This window comes from Aliirhizobium cellulosilyticum, from assembly GCF_014198105.1.
GTDB lineage: Bacteria > Pseudomonadota > Alphaproteobacteria > Rhizobiales > Rhizobiaceae > Neorhizobium > Neorhizobium cellulosilyticum.
On record NZ_JACIGW010000002.1, the window covers coordinates 871192 to 894919 of the forward strand.

General features: G+C 59.5%; 24 protein-coding genes. 13 read left to right on the forward strand and 11 right to left on the reverse strand.

All coding sequences use genetic code 11. The features are described from left to right. Positions 1–65: 65 nt before the first annotated feature. Together coaBC and GGE33_RS12980 are read left to right on the forward strand one after the other, a co-directional pair. Entirely contained in the window at positions 66–1274 is a 1209-nt protein-coding gene (gene coaBC / locus GGE33_RS12975) for a bifunctional phosphopantothenoylcysteine decarboxylase/phosphopantothenate--cysteine ligase CoaBC (protein ID WP_183824122.1), read from the forward strand. Positions 1275–1289: 15 nt separating this feature from the next. Then, on the forward strand, positions 1290–1655 hold the full coding sequence (locus GGE33_RS12980; protein WP_183823630.1) for an MmcQ/YjbR family DNA-binding protein: 366 nt from the start codon (positions 1290–1292) through the stop codon (positions 1653–1655). Between the two features lie 3 nt (positions 1656–1658). Here GGE33_RS12980 and GGE33_RS12985 read toward each other — a convergent pair whose 3' ends face one another. Next, positions 1659–2465 (reverse strand): class II glutamine amidotransferase, encoded by an 807-nt coding sequence (locus tag GGE33_RS12985; RefSeq protein ID WP_183823632.1) that lies wholly within the window; start codon positions 2463–2465, stop codon positions 1659–1661. Positions 2466–2733: 268 nt separating this feature from the next. Between GGE33_RS12985 and otsB the strand changes: the two genes are divergently transcribed. From otsB to GGE33_RS13000, 3 genes are all read left to right on the forward strand, one after another. Continuing rightward, entirely contained in the window at positions 2734–3543 is an 810-nt protein-coding gene (gene otsB / locus GGE33_RS12990) for a trehalose-phosphatase (protein WP_148146025.1), read from the forward strand. Positions 3544–3580: 37 nt separating this feature from the next. Beyond that, positions 3581–4960 (forward strand): alpha,alpha-trehalose-phosphate synthase (UDP-forming), encoded by a 1380-nt coding sequence (gene otsA / locus GGE33_RS12995; RefSeq protein WP_148146026.1) that lies wholly within the window; start codon positions 3581–3583, stop codon positions 4958–4960. A gap of 67 nt (positions 4961–5027) precedes the next feature. Next, on the forward strand, positions 5028–5612 hold the full coding sequence (locus GGE33_RS13000) for an IMPACT family protein (protein ID WP_183823634.1): 585 nt from the start codon (positions 5028–5030) through the stop codon (positions 5610–5612). Positions 5613–5618: 6 nt separating this feature from the next. On the opposite strand, the gene GGE33_RS13005 is transcribed toward GGE33_RS13000, so the two are convergent. After that, the gene (locus GGE33_RS13005) at positions 5619–7199 is read right to left on the reverse strand and encodes a peptide chain release factor 3 (protein ID WP_148146028.1); all 1581 of its coding nucleotides are present in this window, start codon (positions 7197–7199) and stop codon (positions 5619–5621) included. A 99-nt stretch (positions 7200–7298) separates the two neighbouring features. Here GGE33_RS13005 and dut point away from each other — a divergent pair, with 99 nt between their 5' ends. Beyond that, on the forward strand, positions 7299–7769 hold the full coding sequence (gene dut / locus GGE33_RS13010) for a dUTP diphosphatase (protein WP_183823636.1): 471 nt from the start codon (positions 7299–7301) through the stop codon (positions 7767–7769). A 188-nt stretch (positions 7770–7957) separates the two neighbouring features. Continuing rightward, positions 7958–8923: a cysteine synthase A gene (gene cysK / locus GGE33_RS13015; protein WP_183823638.1), complete on the forward strand. Its 966-nt coding sequence runs from the start codon at positions 7958–7960 to the stop codon at positions 8921–8923. Positions 8924–8933: 10 nt separating this feature from the next. Here the strand turns inward: cysK and GGE33_RS13020 are convergent, their stop codons facing one another. The 8 genes from GGE33_RS13020 to rsmI form a co-directional block, all read right to left on the reverse strand. Continuing rightward, a complete protein-coding gene (locus tag GGE33_RS13020) occupies positions 8934–10469 on the reverse strand; it encodes a YifB family Mg chelatase-like AAA ATPase (protein ID WP_183823640.1) in 1536 nt (511 codons plus the stop codon). 176 nt (positions 10470–10645) lie between these two features. Further along, positions 10646–11596, reverse strand: a complete 951-nt coding sequence (gshB, locus tag GGE33_RS13025; RefSeq protein ID WP_183823642.1) for a glutathione synthase — start codon at positions 11594–11596, stop codon at positions 10646–10648. A 128-nt stretch (positions 11597–11724) separates the two neighbouring features. Then, positions 11725–12822, reverse strand: a complete 1098-nt coding sequence (locus GGE33_RS13030) for a sn-glycerol-3-phosphate import ATP-binding protein UgpC (RefSeq protein ID WP_183823644.1) — start codon at positions 12820–12822, stop codon at positions 11725–11727. Positions 12823–12834: 12 nt separating this feature from the next. Beyond that, positions 12835–13677: an ABC transporter permease subunit gene (locus GGE33_RS13035; protein WP_183823646.1), complete on the reverse strand. Its 843-nt coding sequence runs from the start codon at positions 13675–13677 to the stop codon at positions 12835–12837. 11 nt (positions 13678–13688) lie between these two features. Continuing rightward, positions 13689–14672, reverse strand: coding sequence for an ABC transporter permease subunit (locus GGE33_RS13040; RefSeq protein WP_343062424.1), 984 nt, complete (start codon positions 14670–14672; stop codon positions 13689–13691). An 80-nt stretch (positions 14673–14752) separates the two neighbouring features. Further along, positions 14753–16051, reverse strand: coding sequence for an extracellular solute-binding protein (locus tag GGE33_RS13045; protein WP_183824126.1), 1299 nt, complete (start codon positions 16049–16051; stop codon positions 14753–14755). Between the two features lie 130 nt (positions 16052–16181). Next, entirely contained in the window at positions 16182–16556 is a 375-nt protein-coding gene (locus GGE33_RS13050; RefSeq protein ID WP_148146035.1) for a YraN family protein, read from the reverse strand. Beyond that, positions 16556–17476, reverse strand: a complete 921-nt coding sequence (gene rsmI / locus GGE33_RS13055; protein ID WP_244654371.1) for a 16S rRNA (cytidine(1402)-2'-O)-methyltransferase — start codon at positions 17474–17476, stop codon at positions 16556–16558. Before rsmI ends, GGE33_RS13050 begins: the two co-directional genes overlap by 1 nt. Positions 17477–17731: 255 nt before the next feature. On the opposite strand from rsmI, the gene dnaN reads away from it, so the two are divergent. The 4 genes from dnaN to pyrF all read left to right on the forward strand — a co-directional run bounded on the left by dnaN (position 17732) and on the right by pyrF (position 20959). Continuing rightward, positions 17732–18850: a DNA polymerase III subunit beta gene (gene dnaN, locus GGE33_RS13060; RefSeq protein ID WP_183823648.1), complete on the forward strand. Its 1119-nt coding sequence runs from the start codon at positions 17732–17734 to the stop codon at positions 18848–18850. A gap of 143 nt (positions 18851–18993) precedes the next feature. Further along, entirely contained in the window at positions 18994–19587 is a 594-nt protein-coding gene (gene pmtA, locus GGE33_RS13065) for a phospholipid N-methyltransferase PmtA (RefSeq protein ID WP_183823650.1), read from the forward strand. A 68-nt stretch (positions 19588–19655) separates the two neighbouring features. Continuing rightward, a complete protein-coding gene (locus GGE33_RS13070) occupies positions 19656–20243 on the forward strand; it encodes a histidine phosphatase family protein (protein WP_148146039.1) in 588 nt (195 codons plus the stop codon). A 5-nt stretch (positions 20244–20248) separates the two neighbouring features. Beyond that, entirely contained in the window at positions 20249–20959 is a 711-nt protein-coding gene (pyrF, locus tag GGE33_RS13075; protein ID WP_183824130.1) for an orotidine-5'-phosphate decarboxylase, read from the forward strand. A gap of 13 nt (positions 20960–20972) precedes the next feature. Here pyrF and GGE33_RS13080 read toward each other — a convergent pair whose 3' ends face one another. Next, positions 20973–22031, reverse strand: coding sequence for a right-handed parallel beta-helix repeat-containing protein (locus tag GGE33_RS13080; protein ID WP_183823652.1), 1059 nt, complete (start codon positions 22029–22031; stop codon positions 20973–20975). 62 nt (positions 22032–22093) lie between these two features. Here GGE33_RS13080 and GGE33_RS13085 point away from each other — a divergent pair, with 62 nt between their 5' ends. Further along, positions 22094–22381 (forward strand): DUF1330 domain-containing protein, encoded by a 288-nt coding sequence (locus GGE33_RS13085; protein WP_148146041.1) that lies wholly within the window; start codon positions 22094–22096, stop codon positions 22379–22381. 168 nt (positions 22382–22549) lie between these two features. Then, a complete protein-coding gene (locus tag GGE33_RS13090) occupies positions 22550–23530 on the forward strand; it encodes a complex I NDUFA9 subunit family protein (protein ID WP_183823654.1) in 981 nt (326 codons plus the stop codon). The last annotated feature ends 198 nt before the right edge of the window (positions 23531–23728 follow it).

Below are 23728 nucleotides of genomic sequence, written 5' to 3' on the forward strand. Positions count from 1 at the left end.
GAAAGGCGATTGCAACTTTGAGGACAAGGTCTTAGCTTCCGGGCACTTCAATGGCAGGCAAGACTATGGAACTCTCCGGCAAGCGTATTCTCCTCATCATCTCGGGCGGCATCGCGGCCTATAAGAGCCTCGACCTGATCCGCCGGCTGCGCGAGCGCGGAGCGGAGGTGCTGCCACTGATGACGAAATCGGCGCAGGAATTCGTCACGCCGCTTGCCGTCGGCGCGCTGTCTTCAGGCCATGTCTATACCGAACTGTTTTCGCGCGAAGACGAGCAGGATGTCGGGCACATCAGGCTGGCGCGCGATTGCGACCTCGTTCTGGTGGCACCCGCCACGGCGAACCTGATGGCGAAGATGGCGCTTGGCCTGGCCGACGATCTGGCGAGCACCGTTCTGCTTGCGACCGACCGGCCGGTTCTCGTAGCACCCGCCATGAACCCGAAAATGTGGAATGCGGCTCCAACCCGCCGCAATGTCGAGGTTCTCCAGCGGGACGGGATTTCCTTCATCGGCCCGATGGCAGGTGAAATGGCGGAAAGCAATGAGGCAGGTATCGGGCGAATGGCCGAACCGCTGCAGATTGCGGCCGCGGTTATCGATCTTCTCGATAGTGGAGCAAAGCCGCTTGAAGGCCGAACCGCAATCGTTACGTCCGGCCCGACTCATGAACCGATCGACCCGGTACGCTACATTGCCAACAGATCTTCCGGCCGCCAGGGGCATGCTATTGCCGCAGCGCTGGCAAAGCTCGGCGCAAAAGTTACGCTGGTTTCCGGCCCGGTGACGATCCCCGATCCGGAAGGCGTGACGACCGTTCATGTGGAGACGGCAAGCGAGATGCTGGAAGCCGTGACGTCGCAATTGCCCGCGGATATTGCTGTCATGGTGGCGGCCGTTGCGGACTGGCGCGTGGTTTCTTCCGCCGACCAGAAGATCAAGAAACAGCCGGGCGAGGCCCCTTCCCCGCTGCAGCTGGCGGAAAATCCGGATATTCTGAAAACCGTCGGCCACCATGCGAAGCGCCCGAAGCTCGTTGTCGGCTTTGCGGCCGAAACGCAGAATGTCGAGGCAAACGGCCGCGCCAAGCTGGAGCGCAAGGGCGCCGACATGATCGTCGCCAACGACGTTTCGCCGGAAACCGGCGTGATGGGCGGCGATAGAAACCGCGTGAAGATCATTTCAGCTCAGGGCATCGATGAATGGCCCGATCTTGCAAAAGATGAGGTTGCCGGACGGCTGGCGGCACTGATCGCTTCCAAGCTGCAGAGCTAAGGAGGAGCGAAAACCATGAACCTGTTCACCCGCAGAGGCTTCGACGCCTTCGTGAAGACATTGCCGGGAACCACATTCGTCAACCAGTGGGACGGCCATGTCGCCAAGGTGGGCGACAAGGTGTTCACGCTTCTGAGCGAGGGCGACGAGGCGCGGATCGTGGTGAAGTGTTCAGAGGAAAGTTTCGAGATCCTGACGGCGCTCGACGGGATCGGCCAGGCACCCTATTTCGCCAAGCGCAAATGGGTGGAGATCAAGGCGAGCGCGCCGCTTTCCGAGGAAGAACTCGTGCACTACGTGACCCGCTCCTACGAGCTGGTGGCTGCCGGACTGACGAAGAAACTGCGGCTGGAACTTGGGATCACGCTACCCGTGGCGTGAAGATCAGGCGGCCTCGGCGAGCAGCTTCGGCTGAAACAGCAGCGCCTGCATACCATCCGTGCAGACCTTGACGGCGCTGCCATCCGGGATTTCCACCCAGGTATCGGCCTCGTCGTTCAACGGTTCGGAGACGAGGCAATAACCGCTTTTGGCTCCTGCCGGGCCGGCCATAGGTGCTGCATAAAGCGTCGGCGGCTTGTGATCGGTGGCGTAACGCACGGCATAAAGCTGCTTGCCGTCAGAGAAACAAGCGGTAAAGCGCACCAGTGCCTCGCCGGATTTTTCCATCGACAGCGCCTCGACCGTGGCCACGGCCTTTTCCATTGCGCCCAGCGGATCGGCATCGAGGCCGAACTGCAGCGCGAGCAGGAAGATCATTTCGCTATCGGTCGTGCCGGTTCGGGCGCTGAACAGATCATCGGAGAGCATGCTTTCCAGACGGCGGCGAATGCGATCGAAATTGGCGATCTGGCCGTTATGCATGAACGACCAGTGGCCGTGAACGAAGGGATGACAGTTGTCGCGCCGGGTTGCGCCCGTTGTTGCTGCGCGGACATGAGCGAGGAAAAGCGATGAACGGATCTGCCTTGCGAGGCTCCTCAGATTGCAGTCGGACCAGGCGGGCAGAACATCGCGGTAACGCCCCGGCTCAGGCCTGTCGCCATACCAGGCGATGCCGAAACCATCTCCGTTTGTGGCCGTCTTGGCGCGGGTTGCACAATGGGATTGCTCTATGAGGGAATGGGCGGGTGATGAAACAAGCTCTTCCAGATAAAGCGGTTCGCCTCGATAGGCAGCCCAGCGGCACATGGATTTTTTAACTCCGATAGAGATCGCGGCCAAACGTGGCGCATTGAGAGGAGGGTCGGGTTATTCGCCTAATGAAAAGTTAAGCTAACAGTATTCGTGACGGAAATGCGACGGGCGAAACTTCACGTTTTGCAACGCACATTAAGACTGTTGTGTGCAGGCAACGCTTTTCGGCTTGCCCGCACGGTACCGTACAGACCGCCCCATTTGCGGCCATTCCGTGGCATCAAGGGTTGCCGATGTTCCACCTCGGCCTAGATAAGAACCCATGTCGCAACAAGCAAATCCACGTGAAGCCCGGGATTCTTCCGGTTTCACACCATCCGGAGCAGTGGTTTCGGGTCTTCTCAGAGACTTCGACCGATGGGCACTGTTCCTTGATATCGACGGGACGCTTATCGATCTGGCAGCCACGCCTGACGGGATCGTCGTTCCACCTAATCTCCCCACCACTCTTCACACGATCTCTAAAAAGCTCGGTGGCGCTCTGGCGCTGGTGACAGGTCGCGCCCTGCCTTATGCCGACCGGCTTTTCGAACCCTACCGATTTCCGATCGCGGGCCTTCATGGCGCTGAACGACGGATGTCGGATGGCCTCATAGAGCGTGTCACCGCGACACCGGAATTCGAAGTGCTGAAGGAACGCCTTGCGACAGAGGCCGCAGGACTGGACGGCGTGCTGATCGAGGACAAGGGGGCCGCAATCGGCGCGCATTACCGACAGGCCCCGCAGCTTCAGGCCCAGCTTGAAGCGCTGATGGAACGCGCCGCCATCGATGCAGGCAGCGACTTCATTTTGCAGCGCGGCAAGATGGTGATCGAACTTCGCCCGGCGCGAGCCAGCAAGGGTGAAGCCGTACGACACTTCCTCAGCGAACCCTGTTTTGAAGGCCGCTTACCGGTTGCGATCGGTGACGATCTGACCGACGAAGCCATGTTTGCGACCGCCAATGCGCTTGGCGGGCTGTCGATCAGAATCGGCGAGGCGACCCTGCCTGACGGAAAAACCACGCAGGCGGCGATGCTTATCTCTTCCGCAGCCGAGCTGCGCGATATTCTGGCTGGTCTTTCTCGATAATGCGCCGGCTGTACTTCATCATTGGAAGGAATTTAATTTGAGCCGCCTTGTGGTCGTTTCGAACCGTGTCACCGTTCCAAAAAAGGCTGGCGATGCGCCGGCCGGCGGTCTTGCCGTTGCCTTGCAGGCGGCGCTCGAAGAGCGCGGCGGCATTTGGATGGGCTGGTCCGGCAATTCGAGCGGCGAACGTGAGCCGGAAAAACTGGATATCCGCGAGCATGGCAACATCACCTATGCGCTGACGGATCTGACGGATACGGATGTCGAGGAATATTACCACGGTTTTGCCAACCGGGTGCTCTGGCCAATCTGCCATTACCGGCTGGACCTTGCGGAATATGGCCGCAAGGAAATGGCCGGTTATTTCCGCGTCAACCGTTTCTTCGCCCACAAGCTGGCGCCGCTTCTGAAGGAAGACGACATCATCTGGGTGCATGACTACCACCTGATCCCGCTTGCTTCCGAACTGCGGCAGATGGGCTTCAAGAACAAGATCGGGTTCTTCCTGCACATCCCCTGGCCGCCGGCAGATGTGCTTTTCGCCATGCCGGTGCACGAACAGATCATGCGCGGACTGTCGCAATATGATCTCGTCGGTTTCCACACGGATTTCGATCTCGACAATTTCGGCGGCGGACTGGTGCGCGAGGGAATTGGCGAACGTCTGGAGGGAGGCAATAAATTCTCCACCTATGGCCGGACCTTTAAGGGCGGCGCCTATCCGATTTCCATCGAGACCGAAGCCTTTTCCAAATATGCGGTGAAGGCATCGCGCAATACGATGGTGAAGAAAGCCAAGGAAAGCATCGAGGGCCGCGATCTCATCATCGGCGTGGATCGGCTGGATTATTCCAAGGGCATTACCCAGCGTATCGATGCGTTCGAACAGTTCGTGCGGCTGAACCCGGCCTACCAGAACAAGGTCACCTATCTGCAGGTCACGCCAAAATCGCGATCCGAGGTTCCGGAATACGAGCAGATGCAGCGCACGGTCGCCGAGCAGGCAGGTCGCGTCAACGGCGCTCTCGGCCAGGTGGACTGGACGCCGATCCGCTATGTGAACCGGTCCGTACCACGACCTCTTTTGGCCGGCCTCTATCGCCTTGCCAAGATCGGGCTCGTCACGCCGCTGCGCGACGGCATGAACCTTGTCGCAAAGGAATATGTCGCGGCGCAGGACCCGGAAGATCCGGGCGTTCTGGTTCTCTCCCGTTTCGCCGGCGCCGCCCGCGAACTGACAGGCGCGCTGCTGGTCAATCCTTACGATATCGAAGGGACGGCGCATGCGATCGCACGTGGTCTCAGCATGTCGCTCGACGAGCGCAAGCAGCGGTGGGAAAAGATGATGAACCACCTGCTCGAATACGACATCAACCGCTGGTGCGACGATTTCCTCAAGGACCTGACAGCGGATTAAACGAGCCCGACCTGGCTAGGAAAGGCTGTCACTTTTCTTGCCAAGGGCGAGACGCTAAAGCTCTGGCATGTTCCAGCTAGAGCAAGCCGCCACATTCGAGCAGATCATCAAGAAAAGCCGGTTCCTCGCGATCGCGCTTCCCGTTGCGAACGAAGAGGAAGCGAAGGCAGCCCTCGCGACGCATTCCGATGCCGACGCCAACCATAATTGCTGGGCATGGCGGACCGGTGCGGCCTATCGGTTTTCCGATGACGGGGAGCCGAGCGGTACGGCGGGCAAACCTATACTGGCTGCAATCGACGGCCAGTCGCTGACCAATGTCGTGGTGATCGTCACCCGCTGGTTCGGCGGGATCTTGCTCGGTAGCGGAGGTCTTGTGCGCGCCTATGGCGGCACGGCGGCGGGTTGCCTGAGAAACGCGCCGATGATCGAGCTGAAACCTTCCGTCGAAGGGCTTGTGCGTGTCGAGTTCTCTGATCTGGCGCGCGTGAAGGCGCGGCTTCAGGCGATCGCGGACCTTGCGATTGCCGAGGAGCAGTTTACCGCAACCGGAGCCGACCTGCATCTTCGGGTTCCAGAGACAGAAATCGAAACCGTATCACGGCTTGTCTTTGACCTCACGAGCGGCAGGTCGGAGCTGAAGATCGATTGATCGGGATCACGCCGCCTTGGCGACGTGATATTCCTTGATGGCGGCCATCTTGATCGAAGGATAACGTTCGGCCTCGTAACGCAGCGAAAACGCATCCTGCGCCAGGAAAACCGGGTCGCCATCGAGGTCGCGGGCGATATCGCCGCGCTTGACGGTGATGAATTTTTCCATGTCAACCTTGTTGTCCGACGAAACCCAGCGGCAGACCGAGAAGCGCGACATTTCGAAACTGACCGGCAGGCTGTATTCCGCCGAAAGCCGTTCCTTCAAGACGTCGAGCTGCAGCGCGCCGACCACGCCGACAATAGCGGGCGAGCCGTCTTCCGGCTGGAAGAGCTGCACGACGCCCTCTTCCGCCATCTGCTGCAGGGCTTCCTTGAGCTTTTTCGCCTTCATCGCATCGCCCAGCCGCACGCGGCGGAGGATTTCCGGCGAGAAGTTAGGAACACCCTGGAAGACCAGCGATTCACCTTCGGTCAGCGTGTCACCGATACGCAGCGTGCCGTGGTTCGGAATGCCGACCACGTCACCGGCATAGGCCGTATCAGCGATATGGCGCTGGGAAGCGAAGAAGAACTGCGGTGCCGTGAGGCCCAACTGCTTGCCGGTGCGGGCAAGCCTGGCCTTCATGCCGCGTTCAAGCTTGCCGGAGCAGATGCGGGCAAACGCGATACGGTCGCGATGGTTCGGGTCCATGTTGGCCTGGATCTTGAAGACGAAGGCCGTCATCTTGTCTTCGGCGGCATGAACGGTGCGGATATCAGCAACCTGGTCGCGCGGCGGCGGGGCGAAATCACCCAATGCGTTGATCAGATCGCGAACACCAAAATTGCGGAGCGCCGAACCGAAGAAGACCGGCGTCATGTGGCCTTCGAGAAAGGCCTGACGATCAAACGGGCGGCAGGCTTCGAGCGCGAGTTCCACTTCTTCGACGAAGGCCGCGCGCTCGTTTTCCGGCAGACGGTCGGCGACCGCCTGCGGACCGTTGACGGAGATGGAATCTTCGCTATCGGGACCGCGAACCTTGTTTTCGGCAAGATGATAGGAGCCGCAGAAGCTTTTGGAGCGGCCGATCGGCCAGGTGATCGGGGCGGTATCCAGCGCCAGCTTTTCCTCGACTTCATCGAGGACCTCGAAAATGTCGCGGCTTTCGCGGTCCATCTTGTTGACGAAGGTGATGATCGGGATATCGCGCATGCGGCAGACTTCGAAAAGTTTCAGCGTCCGCGGCTCGATACCCTTGGCGGCATCGATGACCATGATGGCGGCATCCACCGCCGTCAGCGTGCGATAAGTGTCGTCGGCGAAGTCTTCGTGACCCGGCGTATCGAGGATATTGAAGACCTTGTCGTTATATTCGAAGGTCATCACCGAGGTGACGACCGAGATGCCGCGCTCGCGCTCGATCTTCATCCAGTCGGACCGCGTCTGGATGCGATCCTTCTTCGCCTTGACCTCACCGGCGAGCTGGATGGCGCCGCCGAACAGAAGCAGCTTTTCGGTCAGCGTCGTCTTGCCCGCGTCCGGGTGGGCGATGATCGCAAATGTACGGCGGCGGGAAACCGCCTCTGCCAGAGTTTCGGCCATGTCAGCAACAATCCTTCGAGTTGCCGCGTATCTAGCGACTTAGTGGATAAGTTTCAATTCGTGTTTGACCCCGGCGACTATCACCGGGCTAATGAGGAGATGAACGCTCACACTTCTTCTTCGCCCAAGCTCAATCTCATCCGCCTAGAAAATGGCGATGGACTGGACCTGCCCTCCTATGAAACCGCCGGTGCGGCAGGCATGGATCTTCGTGCGGCGGTGGCCGAGGCCGAGCCCATGACGCTTGCACCGGGAAAACGGGCACTCGTGCCGACCGGCTTCATTTTCGAGATCCCGGCCGGTTATGAGGCGCAGATTCGCCCCCGCTCCGGTCTAGCGTTCAAGAACGGCATTACCTGCCTCAATACGCCCGGTACGATCGACAGCGATTATCGTGGCGAAGTGAAGGTGCTGCTGATCAATCTCGGTGAGCAAGACTTCATCATTAGTCGCGGAATGCGGATTGCCCAGATGGTAATCGCGCCGGTAACGCAGGTGCGCGTGGCCGAGATCAGCGACGTGACCGAAACCGTGCGCGGTGCAGGCGGCTTCGGTTCGACCGGGGTCTGACGCCGCTTTCCGGCCGCGCCAGCATTGATAGCTGTCAAGATTGCCTCTTTTGCAGCATGCGATTGCGCCACGCCGCCTGTCGGGAGAAGAATATTTCGCCTTTTTTCGATGCGACAAGACAAATTCATCCTCGCCTCTTTCTCCATCGGACACTATTTTCGGTCACCTGTTCTAGTGGAGAAACGACAATGTCGGACAAGAAGCCGGGCCGCGGCCGGATCTATTCCTCGATCACCGAAACGATCGGCGATACGCCGCTCGTAAAGCTGGACAAGCTGGCGAAGGAAAAGGGCGTGAAGGCCACGATCCTCGCCAAGCTCGAATTCTTCAACCCGATTGCCTCCGTCAAGGACCGTATCGGCGTCGCGATGATCGAGAGCCTGGAAGCACAGGGCAAGATCGCGCCGGGCAAGACGACGCTTGTCGAGCCGACTTCGGGTAATACGGGTATTGCGCTTGCCTTTGCGGCAGCCGCCAAGGGTTACAAGCTGATCCTGACCATGCCGGAAACCATGTCGGTCGAGCGACGCAAGATGCTGGCGCTTCTCGGCGCCGAACTCGTTCTGACCGAAGGTCCGAAGGGCATGAAGGGCGCGATCGCCAAAGCCGAAGAGCTGGCCGCCACGCTGCCCGATGCAATCATTCCGCAGCAGTTCGAAAATCCCGCCAATCCGGAAATCCACCGCAAGACAACGGCCGAGGAAATCTGGAACGATACCGACGGCAAGGTAGATATCTTCATCGCCGGTATCGGCACCGGCGGCACGATTACCGGCGTCGGTCAGGTGCTGAAGGGCCGCAAGCCTGACGTCAAGGTGATTGCCGTCGAGCCGAAGGAATCTCCGGTCCTTTCCGGCGGCGAGCCAGGTCCGCACAAGATCCAAGGCATCGGTGCAGGCTTTGCGCCGAAAATCCTCGATACGAAAATCTATGACGAGATCGTCACGGTTGCGAGCAACGACGCATTGGAGACCGCCCGCCACGTGGCCGCCCTTGAAGGCGTGCCGGTCGGCATCTCTTCCGGTGCCGCGTTGAAGGCTGCCATCGAAGTCGGCAGCCGTACGGAAAACGCCGGCAAGACAATCGTCGTCATCATCCCTTCCTTCGCCGAGCGTTATCTCTCGACCGCGCTGTTCGACGGGCTGGGCGGCTAAGTCGCCTTACTCAAGCCGCCGCGATGGCCAGCCGCTCGCTGGCCATACGGTAGGAAATCGCTTCCGCCAGATGCAGCCGGCCGACGGTCGGCTTGCCGTCGAGATCGGCGAGCGTGCGGGCCACTTTCAGCACCCGATGGTATCCGCGGGCGGAGAATTTCAGTTTCTCCGCCGCATCCCTCAGCAATTGCAGGCCAGATGGATCAGGCTCGGCCACCTTCTCGATGAGTGCCGTGGAGCAGCGTGCATTGGTGAGCGGCCCCGACAGACCTGCCGCGAGATAACGATCCTGCTGCAGTTCTCTCGCTGCATGAACGCGTCTGGCGACATCGGCACTGCTTTCCGCCGGTGCCGGCCTGATCAAGTCAGAAGCCGACACTGCCGGCACATCGATGCGGATATCGATACGATCCATCAGCGGGGCGGAGATACGCGCCTGATAATCGGCGGCACAGCGCGGACCTCTGGCGCAGGAATGGCCGGCCTCACCCGCCATGCCGCAGCGGCAGGGGTTCATCGCCGCAATAAGCTGGATGCTGGCCGGATAAGAAACACGGTGATTGGCGCGGGCGATGACGCATTCGCCGGTCTCCAGTGGCTGGCGCAGAGCATCCAGCACCTGAGGTGAGAATTCGGGGAATTCGTCGAGGAACAGAACTCCGTGATGGGCAAGTGAGGCCTCGCCCGGTTTTGCCCGCAGGCCGCCCCCGACCAGCGCCGCCATGGTCGCCGAATGATGAGGCGTGCGATAGGGTCGACGATCCGAAAGCTTTCCGCCCGAAAGCTGGCCGGCGATCGAGTGAATCATCGAGACTTCCAGCAGTTCGGCTGCCGAAAGCGGCGGGAGGATAGAGGGAAGTCGTGCCGCCAGCATCGACTTGCCGGAACCAGGCGGACCAACAAAAAGTAGATTATGTCCGCCAGCCGCCGCGACTTCCAAGGCACGCTTGGCGCTTTCCTGTCCCTTGATCTCGGCCAGATCCGGCAGATTGGCCGGCAGAGCGCGGATTGCCGGTTGCGGACGCGAGATGACCTGCGTGCCGCGAAAATGATTGGCGAGCGCGATCAGGCTGCGCGGGGCGATAATATCAACATCCGGCCCTGCCCATGCTGCTTCCGCACCACTGTCTGCCGGGCAGATCAGGCCCTTGCCGACGGCATTGGCGCTGATTGCCGCCGGTAGCGCACCGGCAACCGCTGCCAGCGTGCCATCCAGGTTCAGTTCGCCGATGACGACATGATCGGAAACAGCATCACCCGGAATGGCGCCAAGTGCAGTCATCAAGCCAAGCGCGATGGCAAGGTCGAAATGCGACCCTTCCTTGGGCAGGTCGGCAGGCGCAAGATTGACCGTTACCTTTTTCGCCGGCATGGCGAGGCCGGACGCGTGCAGTGCGGCCTGCACCCGCTCGCGGCTTTCTGCAACCGCCTTATCCGGCAGGCCAACGATATGCATGCCCATCTTGCCCGGGCCGACCATGACCTGTACGTCGACGGGAACACCTTCTATGCCCTGGAATGCAATGGTACTGACGCGTGAAACCATGCCAATCGCTCCCACAGATCATGTCCGGAACGACGGCCCTGCCCCCACGGCTTGCCTTCGCCCCAATACAACCATAAGCTGACACGGCGCGAAAATTTAAACAAGAACAAAAATCGAACAAACTAAACAAAAAAGGCGCCCGGTCAGGCGCCTCTCTGTCGAATCAAAGACTAAACTCAGTTGAGCTTGGCTTCGATCGCATCCCACATCAGGCTTGCGAGATCGGCTCCGCCGAATTTCTTCACTTCGCGGATGCCTGTCGGCGAAGTTACGTTGATTTCGGTCATGTAGTCGCCGATCACGTCGATGCCGACGAAGATGAAGCCGCGCTCGCGCAGAGCCGGTCCGATACGGGCGCAGATTTCCTTTTCACGCGTCGTTAGTTCGGTAGGCTCGGCGCGGCCGCCGACATGCATGTTGGAGCGGCTGTCGGTTTCGGCCGGCACGCGGTTGATCGCGCCCACCGGCTCGCCGTCAACGAGAAGGATACGCTTGTCGCCCTTGCGCACCTCTTTCAGATAGCCTTGAGCGATATAGGGCTCGCCGCGATACATCTGGCCGAACATTTCCAGAAGCGAGGTGAAGTTGCGGTCGTCGTGGGCGGAATGGAAGACGCCGGCGCCGCCATTGCCGTAAAGCGGCTTGAGGATGATATCGCCCAGTTCCTGACGGAAGGCTGCGATTTCTTCGGGATCACGCGAGATCAGCGTCGGCGGCATCAGGTCGGCGAATTCGGTGACGAAGATCTTTTCCGGCGAATTGCGCACCCAAGCCGGGTCGTTGACGACGAGCGTCTTCGGGTGGATGCGCTCCAGAAGATGCGTGGAAGTAATATAGCCCATGTCGAAGGGCGGATCCTGACGCAGAAGCACGACGTCCATCTGCGAGAGATCCACACGCTGCCTTTCGCCGAGGGTGAAATGATCGCCCTTGATGTCGCGCACCTGCAGCGGCTCGACGGCCGCAAAGATCTTGCCGTCGCGCATGGTCAGGCGATCGGGCGTGTAATGGAAAAGCTCGTAGCCGCGCGATTGCGCCTCCAAGGTCATTGCGAAGGTGGAATCGCCAGCAATGTTGATGCTGGAAATGTGGTCCATCTGGATTGCGACCTTGCGAACATGCGCCATGAGTTTCGTCCCCGATAAAGATGCCGCCTGAATTTGGGCTTGCCTGATTTAGGATGGCATAGGCCCGAAAGCAATGCGGCCGGGAACAATCCCGACCGCACAGATTAAACTCATCGGCATCCGGCCGTTCAGGCGACCGGTTCGGCCACTGCGGCAGGGGCCTTGGCGGGCACGGAAGCCTCCAGTCGCTTGCCTGTTTCGGCATCAAAGAAATGCAGTTTGGACGGGTCGATTGCGATCCGCATATCATTCGTGATTTCGGCTTCGCCGGAGAGCGCGATCGTAACGGCCTGATCACCGACAAGGCCATGGGCCAGACGCTGGGAGCCGAGTTCCTCGACATATTCGACGGTAAAGGGCATGCCTTCAGCCGACGACACCACGCGCAGGTCTTCGGCGCGCAGGCCGACCGTGACGGCACCAGAAGTGGGGGCGTAGCCGTTGAGCGAAATCTGCGACGGGCCGATCGCGAGCCTGTCGCTCTGCAGTTCCGCTTTCACGAGGTTCATCGCCGGAGAGCCGATGAAGCTTGCAACGAAGGTGGAGGCCGGGGTGTGATAGACATCCAGCGGGGAGCCGACCTGTTCAATCTGTCCACCGTTCAGCACGACGAGGCGATCGGCAAGCGTCATCGCTTCCAGCTGGTCGTGGGTGACGTAGATGGAGGTCGTGCCGAGGCGGCGTTGCAGGCGCTTGATTTCACCGCGCATGGAGACGCGCAGCTTGGCATCGAGGTTCGACAGCGGCTCGTCGAAGAGGAAGGCGGCCGGCTTGCGGACGATGGCGCGACCCATGGCGACGCGCTGACGCTGGCCACCGGAGAGCGCACGCGGCTTGCGATCGAGATACTGGGTGATTTCCAGCATGCGGGCAGCTTCATTGACGCGCGCGTCGATCTCGACCTTCGGCGTCTTGCGGTTCTTCAACCCGTATTCGAGGTTCTGGCGCACCGTCATATGCGGGTAGAGCGCATAGTTCTGGAACACCATGGCGATATCGCGGTCGGCCGGTTCGACCTGGTTGACCACGCGGTCACCGATCTTCACCGTACCTTCGGAAATGGCCTCCAGGCCTGCGACCATGCGCAGAAGTGTGGACTTGCCACAGCCCGAAGGGCCGACGAGGACGATGAACTCACCGTCCTTTATGTCGAGATTGATGTCGGAGACGGCACGTACGCCGCCATTATAGATCTTGCCAACGCTGCTGATGTCGATCGCGGCCATTGTTATCGTTCCTTACTTGTCGCTTTCGGTCAGGCCCTTGATGAACCAACTCTGGAAAATCACCACAATTGCCACGGGCGGAAGCATGGCGAGAACCGCCAGGGCAAATGCCTCGTTGTAATCGGGAATGTTCGAGCCGACCCAAACCTGCAGGATGGATTTGATGCCGCGCATCAGGGTGAAGAAGCTCTCGTCGGTCGTCATCATCATCGGCCAGAGATACTGATTCCAGCCATAGACGAACATGATGATGAAGATGGCGGCGATCATGGTGCGCGAGATCGGCACCAGGATGTCGATGAAGAACTTAAAGGGACCTGCGCCATCGATGCGGGCTGCTTCCAACAGTTCTTCCGGCACGGACTTGAAGAACTGGCGGAAGTAGAAGGTGCCGGTGGCGGACGCCAGGAGCGGCACGATCAGGCCCGTGTAGCTGTTCAACAGGCCGAGGTTCGACATGACCTGATAGGAGGGCATGATACGCACTTCGAGCGGCAGAAGCAGGGTGGTGAAGATCACCCAGAAAGAGAGCGTCGCCATGGGGAAGCGGAAATAGACGATGGCATAGGCGGCCATCATCGACAGAACGATCTTGCCTGCGGCAAAACCGATGCCGAGGATCAGCGAATTCATCACCATGCGGGCGCCGGTGATATCGCCGGTAAAGCCGCCCTTCTGCGTCAGCACCTTTTCATAGGTGGCAATGAAATTGTCACCCCAGGCGAGCGACAAGCCGTTCATGTGGATGTCGGCCGCCGTGTGGGTCGAGGTCATAAAGGCGACCACGACTGGCATGCAGAGAAACAGCGAGCCAAGGATGAGGACGAGATGATCGGAAAACTTGGTGCGATACATGGTCTGTCCTCTCAATTGTAGTGGACGCGCCGCTCGATGAAGCGGAACTGGAAGATGGTGAGGACGAAGACGACGATCATCAGGATGACCGACTGGGCCGAAGATCCGCCGATATCATTGCCGCGGAAACCATCGGCATAGACCTTGTAGACCAGCGTGACCGGGTTGTTGGCCGGCTTGTCCTTGACCATGACGTCGATGATGCCGAACGTGTCGAACAGCGCGTAGGTGACGTTGATGGTCAGCAGGAAGAAGGCGGTCGGCGCCAGAAGCGGCAGGATGACGGTCCAGAACCGGCGCAGGCCCGAGCGGCAGTCGATCATCGCCGCTTCGCGCACGGAGACCGGAACATTCTGCAGGCCCGAGAGGAAGAAGATGAAATTATAGGGGATCTGCTTCCAGACGGCGACAACCGTCATGGCGAAGGCCGTGTCGTAATAGTTCAGGCCCACCTGCATGTGCCAGCCGAAATAAGACATCATCTTCACGAAAGGACCGACATGCTGGTCGAAGATCATCATGCCGATCAGGCCCGAAACGGGCGCTGCAATGGCGTAGACGGCGATCAGCAGCGTCTTGTAGGTCGAGGCCCCGCGGATGACGCGATCGGCCTTGACGGCGAGCAGCAATCCCAGCGAGAGCGACAGGAAGGTGACGAGCACAGTGAAGACGGCGGTAAACAGCGCGATCGACTGATATTCGGAGCTGAAGATCACATCGGTGTAATTGCTCAAGCCCACGAATGTCGAGCCGAAGCCAAACGGGTCCTCGAGGTAAAAGGACGAGCTCACCGCCTGGACCGAGGGCCAGTAGAAAAAGATGAAGATTACCGCGAGCTGCGGAAACAGGAACAGATAGGGCAGAACGGGCGAGGTGAACTGCACACGCTTCATTTCTTCTGCTGCGACGGCAGGCTTCTTGCTGCGTGCGTTCCCCCGGTAACCGAGGCGGGACAGGAAACCGCCGGGTTGCGGTTGTGACGTCGTATAGGCCACGAGTTCTCCCCTTTCTTGCAATTACAAAAGAGCCCGCCCGCCCTTGAAAAGAGCGGACGGACCATGATGGGAGATGGCTATCAGCCGGCGGTCTTGGCGAAACGGGTGAGAAGGTCGTTGCCTTCCTTCTCGATGGTTTCGAAGGCCTTCTGGACGGTCGTTTCACCCGAGAAGATCTTGTTGTATTCGCGTTCCATGATGGAACGAATCTGCGGGTAGAAGCCAAGACGGTAGCCCTTGGACCATTCGCCCGACGGCAGCATCAGCTGCTTGATGCCGACTTCGGCAACCGGGGTCTTTTCGTAGTAGCCTTCAGACTTGGCCAGCTCGTATGCAGCCTTGGTGATGGCGACGTAACCGGTAGCCTGGTGGTAGAACTTCTGGATTTCCGGCGAGGTCAGGAACTGGAAGAAGTCTGCCGTGCACTTGTTTTCGGCTTCCGGCTTGCCGGCCATTGCAAAGAGAGCCGCACCACCGATGAAGGTGTTGGTGCCGGCGCCCTTGATGCTCGACCAGTAGGGCAGGAAATCAGCCGAGAACGGCATGGAAGCGGTCTTCTGCAGGCCACCGAAGGAGCCAGAAGAACCGATCCACATGGCAACCTTGCCTTCTTCGAAAGGCTTCTGGTTGTCGTTCCAGCTTGCGCCGTAGAACTTGTAGAGACCTGCGTCAGACCAGGCCTTCAGCTTTTCGAACATCATGACAAGGTTCTTGTCGGTGAGGTTCATCTTGGTGTCGACAACGCTGTCGTAACCGTTGTTGTTGTTGGCGAACTGGATGTTCTGGCGCGAGAAGAAATTCTCGGTGAACTGCCAGGTGAGCTGCGAAGCGGTCATCGGGATGAAGCCGGCTTCCTTGAGCTTGGGAGCAACAGCTTCAAACTCTTCCCAGGTCTTCGGCACGGCAACGCCGGCCTTTTCGAAAGCCTGCGGGTTGACGTACATGATCGGAGCCGAAGAGTTGAACGGCATGCCGATGAACTTGCCCTTCGAGTCAGCGTAGAAATAGCGAACGCCCTCGATGAACGCATTGCGGTCGAACTTGTAACCTGCATTGTTGATCAGGTCTTCGGCGGCGACGGTTGCGCCCTTGGCGTTGATGATGGTGGCAGCACCGGCATCGAATACCTGCAGGATGTTCGGCTGTTCGCCCGAACGGAAAGCGGCGATACCGGTTGCCAGAGCTTCTTCGTAGGTGCCCTTGGAGATCGGAGTCAGAGCGCAAGCGGTCTGCGAAGCGTTGAACTTCTGCGACACTTCGTTGATGACTTCACCGTTACGGCCGCCCATGCCGTGCCACCAGGTGATGTTGGTTGCTGCGAGCGAGGAGGTTGCAGACATTGCAACTGCCATCGCGGCCATCGAGAATTTCTTGATCATGGTCATGGTTACGTCCTCTCCGCCTTGGTTGGATCGAGGACCGCAATAGGGCTTGCCCGTGACAGGCTCTTAACAATTCTGTTTCAGATTTGTGACGTTTGCACAGCTTTGCAAAAACTTCACAACACCGTCAAAAAGCATCCGGAAAATGCCGGGGCAAACGCCAGGGCAGGACGGCGATAATATCGTAACGGCAGGATAGAAGATGGGCGTCACGGCGGCGCGACAGCCAGATATCGCTTGCAGCCCTTATCCGCCTTTGGGCGCCGTAACCGACCGCATCGATCGCGTCAGCTTCTCGGGCGCGCGCCTTAACCTCGACAAACAGGATAAGAGTGTTTTTGCGGGCGACGATATCGATTTCGCCGAGCCGTGTCCGGTATCGGAACTTCAGGATCCGATACCCTTTAAAGAGAAGATAGAGAGCTGCGAGATATTCGGAGACGTGGCCGCGCCGTTCGGCGCGCCGGCGTTTATGCCGCCTGTCCTCGGCTCCGCGCCCCATCAGCCCTCATCCTTGTCCTTCATGGCGGCGTCTTTCATGGTAACCAGCCGTTGATAGAGGTCTCGCTTCGAAAGGCCTGTCAGACGTGCCGCTTCCGCCGCAGCCTTTGCCGCGGGCATGGATGATGCCAGCTCCTCCAGCAGCACATCGACATCGACAGCCGCCGGCACATCATCATAGGCAGGCGGCCCGACGAGGAAGACGATCTCACCCTTGACGTTGCGACCGTCGAAGGCTTCAGCAAGCTCTCCGAGCGACGCGCGGCTGATCTCCTCGAAGGCCTTGGTCAGTTCGCGCCCAACACAAGCCGCGCGGCCCGGCCCCAGAACATCGGCAGCGGAGGCCAGCGTGGCGGTAATGCGATGCGGAGATTCAAAGAATATCAGCGTTGCGGGAATTTTCGACAGTTCCGCCAGTCGGTCGCGGCGTCCTTTTTCCTTCACCGGCAGAAAACCGGCAAACAGGAAGGCATCATTCGGAAGACCGGAAGCAACCAGCGCGGCGAGAGGCGCCGAAGCGCCCGGAATGGGGACTACCCGATGGCCCGCCTCGATGGCCAGCTGTCCGAGCCGATACCCCGGATCGGAGACAAGCGGCGTGCCGGCATCGGAGACCAGAGCCACGGACTTTCCCTGTTCCAGTGCCGCCAGCAGCCTTGGCCCCATCTCATCGGCATTATGCTCGTGATAGGCGTAAGGTTTGTTGGCGATGCCATAGCGATCGAGAAGTACGCGGGTGACGCGCGTATCTTCGCAGGCCAGCACATCGGCACCGGCGAGCGTTTCAAGCGCGCGCAGCGTGATATCGCCGAGATTGCCGATTGGCGTGGCAACGAGATAAAGCGCCGGCTCCAGCGGGCGCGAAGGCACAAAAGTATTGGCGACGCGGTAGCCGCGGGTCGCTTCAGCAGGTCCAGCCACGAGCTTCGCAATTCAGTTGGATGATCATAAGCCCTTTATGGTCAAGGCGATGGCGGCCCGCAAGCGGCACGGGCCCAAGTTTTCTGTGTGCAGGTCTATTGCAAGTGCCGAAATGAAGCGGACACCCCGCATATGCTCTTGCGTTCAAAGGCTGATCTCTGCCATTTTGCCCCTCCACATCGTCCGGCTTGCGAAAGCCGAAGAATATCCGGTGCCCCGCCTCCCGGGACACCCAGGTCGAAAGCGGTTGAGTCCATGCGTATTACTCTCGAGCGGTCCAATCTTCTTAAGTCGTTGAGCCACGTTCACCGCGTGGTCGAGCGCCGCAACACAATTCCGATCCTTTCCAACGTTCTGATGCGCGCTTCCGACGCCAGCGTCGAACTGAAGGCGACGGACCTGGATCTGGAGATCACCGAATCCGTTCCGGCGATGGTCGAGCAGGCCGGCGCGACCACGGTTCCCGCGCATCTTCTCTACGAAATCGTCCGCAAGCTGCCGGACGGTTCGGAAGTTCTGCTTGCCACCAATCCGGACGGCGGCTCGATGACGGTCCAATCCGGCCGTTCGAAATTCTCGCTGCAATGCCTGCCGGAAACGGATTTCCCGGATCTGACCGCCGGTTCGTTCAGCCACACGTTCAAGCTGAAGGCGACCGATCTCAAGATGCTGATCGACCGCACGCAGTTCGCTATCTCGACGGAAGAGACCCGTTATTACCTGAACGGCATCTTCTTCCACACGATCGAGGCCGGCGGCGATCTGAAGCTGCGTGCCGTTGCGACCGACGGTCACCGTCTGGCGCGCGCCGACGTGCAGGCGCCTTCCGGTTCGGAAGGCATGCCGGGCATCATCATTCCGCGCAAGACCGTTGGCGAGCTGCAGAAGCTGGTGGACGATCCGGAAGCACAGGTCACCGTCGAGGTTTCCGACGCAAAGATCCGTCTATCGATCGCCGACATCATCATGACGTCGAAGCTGATCGACGGCACGTTCCCGGATTACCAGCGTGTCATCCCGACCGGCAACGACAAGGAAATGCGCGTCGATTGCCAGACCTTCACCAAGGCCGTCGATCGCGTTTCGACCATTTCGTCCGAGCGCGGCCGTGCGGTAAAGCTTGCCCTGACGGAAGGCCAGCTGATGCTGACGGTCAACAACCCGGATTCGGGCAGCGCCACGGAAGAAGTCGCGGTCGGATATGAAAACGATCCGATGGAAATCGGCTTTAACGCAAAATATCTTCTCGACATCACGGCCCAGCTTTCGGGCGACGACGCCATCTTCATGCTTGCGGATGCGGGTTCGCCGACACTGGTCAGAGATACCGCGGGAGACGATGCTCTCTACGTGCTTATGCCAATGCGCGTTTAAGACAATCGAGGCGGCCGGAAATTTCGAGCCGCCTTTTTTATGCCGTTTTCTAATTGCGACATTTTTGCCTGCCTTTGCGTCATCGACCTTGACCCCTGAGGCCAGACGACCAAATAGGCTTGAAAACCGGGAGAGGTAACTAGATGGAATTACGCTTGAAGGAACGGCTCGGCCGTAAGTTCGACGAGGAAATCCGTTTCTTCAAGGGCTGGATGGATGGCCCGAAAAGCGTAGGCGCTATCTGCCCGACCTCTTCCGTCACCGCCAAGCGCATGGCGAGCGTCATCAGCCCTTCATCGGGCCTGCCCGTGCTTGAACTCGGCCCGGGCACCGGCGTCATCACCAAGGCGATCCTGGAACGCGGCATTGCGCCGGAGAACTTGGTTTCGATCGAATATTCGACGGATTTCTACCAGAACCTGATCAAGACCTATGAAGGCGTTCACTTCATCAATGGTGACGCTTTCGAACTCGACAAGACGCTTGGCGAGATGAAGTCGGTCATCTTCGACAGTGTGATCTCCGCCATCCCGATGCTGAGCTTTCCGATGGAAAGCCGTATCGCGCTTCTGGAAGACCTGCTCGACCGCATGCCGGCAGGTAGGCCGGTGATGCAGATCACCTATGGCCCGGTCTCGCCGATCATCGCCAATCCGGATCGTTACAAGATCAAGCATTACGATTTCGTCGTGCGGAATATACCGCCGGCGCAGTTGTGGACCTACACTCGGACTTGATTCACACGCGCGTCAACTGGCCGAGGTAAGCGGGATCGATTTCGACCCGCTTTGGAGTTCTGACCGACATGACCTTCGGCCTTTATATCACTCACCCTCAGGTGCGCATCGATCCTGATGTACCGGTGCCGCAATGGAGCCTTTCGGATATCGGCCGGCAGCGCGCCGAGAAGGCTGCGCAGCAGCCTTGGGCGCAAAAGCTTGGCCGGATCGTTTCGAGCGACGAGACCAAGGCGATCGAAACGGCCGAGATCCTGGCCGCAGCCTCCGATGTCTCGATCATGCTTGCCCCTGACACGCATGAAAACGACCGGTCGGCGACCGGTTTCCTGGCACCGCCGGAATTCGAAGCGGCGGCAGACTGGTTCTTCGCCAATCCGACGGAAAGCTTCAAGGGCTGGGAAACGGCCGCGGATGCACAGGCCCGCATTGTTTCGGCTTTCGACCGCATCCTTTCCGACCACAATCCCGACATGCCGATCGCCTTTGTCGGCCATGGCGGCGTCGGCACACTTTTGAAGTGCCATCTGCTGCAGATCCCGATCACAAGAAGCCAAGATCAGCCGGGCGGCGGCGGAAATCTCTTCTGCTTCTCCCTTGCGGATCGGACCATCTCGTGCGACTGGACCCCGATAGAAACATGGCAAGGGGAATGACCAACATGCAAGCGCGTGACCGACTGATCGTGGGCCTCGATATCCCGACCGTTTCCGAAGCCGAAAAAATGGTCGCCACGCTCGGCGAGAGCGTCTCCTTCTACAAAATCGGCTACCAGCTGGTGTTTGCCGGCGGACTGGAATTTGCCCGTGACCTCGCCAAGGACGGTAAGCAGATCTTCCTCGACATGAAGCTGCTCGACATCGACAACACAGTGGCCAAAGGCGTCGAGAACATTGCCAAGATGGGCATGACCATGCTGACGCTGCACGCCTATCCCAAGGCAATGCGGGCTGCGGTGGAAGCTGCCAAAGGTTCGGATCTCTGCCTGCTCGGCGTCACCGTGCTGACCTCGATGGATGCTGCGGACGTGACCGAAGCCGGTTATGCGCAGACGCCGGAGCAGCTGGTTCGCACCCGCGCTGCACAAGCACGCGACGCCGGCATGGGCGGCATCGTCTGCTCGGCCGAAGAATCCGCCGCCGTGCGCGAAATCGTCGGCGCCGACATGGCAATCGTTACGCCGGGTATTCGCCCGAAAGGCGCGGATGCAGGCGACCAGAAACGTGTCGTGACGCCATTCGACGCCCTGAAAGCAGGCTCGACGCATCTCGTCGTCGGCCGCCCTATCGTCAAGGCTGAAGACCCGAAAGCATCCGCCGAAGCAATTCTTGCCGAAATGCGCGAGGCTCTCTGGCCAGCAAACGACGCCTGATACGCGTAGCTAACTAGCGATTGTTAGCGACCCGATTGCGTGCACCTTCATCGACAATCAGGCTCGGAGAGCCGCCGATCAGGCGGTTATCCATGACGGTGTTGTTATTGGCGCCGTCATCGTGATCCAGACCGCCGAGCAACATCTTGGGTTGGACGAGGCAATAGCTGTTGAACATGCTGAGTCCTTCCCGACTGCCGATCCACACGGCAGGACGTGCGACCGGCACCTGATACTGGAACGTGTTGCCGCGGATGGTATTGCCCTGCGGTGATTGATGGCGGAACGTGCCGCCCTCGCCGCAATTGCGGTAGAGATAGATACCGCCGCTGAGCGGGTTCACGAATGTATTGTTCTCGATGCGATTGTTCGCCGATCCGTCGACGGCAATGACTTCCCGCCATTCGGGGCGGGCCGAAAACGTATTGCCGGTGATGACATTTCCGGCCGATTCCGCATCGAGATAAACGATGGTCGAGCTTGCCTTGCCGGTGAAGCGGGAATTCTGCAGTGTGACTCGTGTCACGCCGGGCGCGAGATAGAGCGGCACCCCGACACTGCCAGAGAATGTAATGTTGTCGAGCAGGACGCCGGTCGGCGCTGCCGCCTGTGCCCGCTGCGTATGTCCGTCCCGGTTCGAGGATGCCTTCACTTCCTTTGCCTGGCCGTTATTGCCCAGGCCCTGGATGCGCAGATCACCCTTGATCTGGCAATTGCGAATGGTGATGTCGGTCGGCACGTCCCATTTTCCGTCGCTTCCCTTGCGGGACTGGATCAGCACCGTCCTCGCCTTGGTTCCAGTGCCGTCGATCATCGCGCCGTTGCAATCGAAAACCACGCCAGAAGCACGACTGCCCGAAAACGTGATGCGCTGGGTGATCTTGTCTCCCTTGTTCAGGCTGACGTCGCATCGAATATCGACCGGTTTTGAATCCTTCTTGCCCGGCGCACGAAGCGCATCCATGACGTTTGCCGGGCAGGCATCGGCCCGCGCATCGGATAATCCGGTGAATATCGGCGAGCCGATCGCCAGAAATACACTCGCTGCCAAAGGGAATGCGTAGCGCACCATATTGACTTGCCTCCTGATTCGCCCGATCTCGAATATACCTAAACTGGAGAGGAGGATATTTGATGACCAAGGGATATTGGATCGCACGAATGGATGTGCATGATCCCGAGCGCTACAAGGATTATGTGGCAGCTGCAAAACCGGCATTCGAGAAATATGGCGCCCATTTTCTGGCGCGCGGCGGCGCAGCGGAAGAACTCGAAGGCTCGTCACGCCATCGCAATGTCGTGATCGAGTTTCCGTCGATGCAGGCCGCTATCGATTGCTACAACTCGCCGGAATACCAGATTGCCGCAAAAATCCGGCAGGAAGTCGCCGATGGCGAGATGGTGGTCGTGCAGGGGATCTGACACGCCTACGGCGCTTCATAACCTGCGCATCGTACTTTCCGAAACCGATTCCGGTTTTCGTGTCGATGCTCCAGGAGACTTGCGACATCTGGGGCGCGCAAGTCTCTTCCACCACGTTGAGGTTTAAGCTAAAGACCAATGAGTAAGAGACAGCTTTCGGGGCAGACCATGACCGTGAACAATCTTCCGCCGCTCGTTACCGTTTTCGGAGGATCGGGTTTCGTAGGTCGCCATGTGGTCCGGACGCTGGTAAAGCGCGGTTATCGCGTGCGGGTCGCTGTGCGCCGCCCGGATCTCGCGGGTTTCCTTCTGCCGGCCGGATATGTCGGCCAGATTTCGCTGGTTCAGGCCAATCTTCGCTATCGCCAGTCCATTGACCGCGCCGTGGAAGGCGCGGCCCATGTGGTCAACTGCGTCGGCATTCTGTTCGAGAGCGGTCGCAACACGTTTGATGCGATCCAGGACACCGGGGCGCGCTCGATTGCAGAAGCTGCCGCCAAGGCCGGCGCCAAGTTCACCCATATTTCGGCGATCGGTGCCGACGCCAATTCCGGCTCCTCCTATGCCCGCAGCAAGGGCCGCGCCGAAGCAAGCATCCTCTCCCTGATCCCCGACGCCGTGATCCTGCGGCCGTCGATCGTTTTCGGGCCGGAAGACAATTTCTTCAACAGGTTTGCCGCCATGGCTCGCCAGCTTCCGGCACTGCCGCTAATCGGCGGCGGCAAGACCAAGCTGCAGCCGGTCTATGTCGAGGACGTGGCCGAAGTGGTCGGCCGCTCGGTCGATGGCACGCTGACACCCGGCACGACCTATGAACTCGGCGGCGCCGAGGTGATGACTTTCCGCGACTGTCTCGAGACCGTGCTGCGCGTGACCTGCCGCGATCGCGCGCTGATCTCGCTGCCCTTCGGCATCGCCTCGACGATCGGCAGCATCGCGTCCATGATCCCGTTCGTGAAGCCGCCGGTCACTGCCGACCAGGTGGAACTACTGAAGAGCGACAACGTCGTCTCCGAAAACGCGATCAAGGAAGGCCGCACGCTCTGCGGGCTTGGCATTCGTCCGGTCGTTCCCGGCTCGATCCTTGCATCCTACCTCGTGCACTTCCGTCCGCAGGGCCAGTTCACCGGCAGCGGCAAAGCGGCCTGAATTTAGCTTTTGTTATTTTCATTCAGCGCGCTTCGGGTGCCTGCCTATCGGGCAGGCGCTTCTAAAGCCTTGGATTTATGCAACTTGACAATTGTCGATGTGGCATAAAGTCCTCACACGCGAATGAGTGTGCGTTAACCGCAGGTTTAGCAAAAACCGTTATTGAATTCAGAAGCGGTGACCAATAAATCGGTCGCA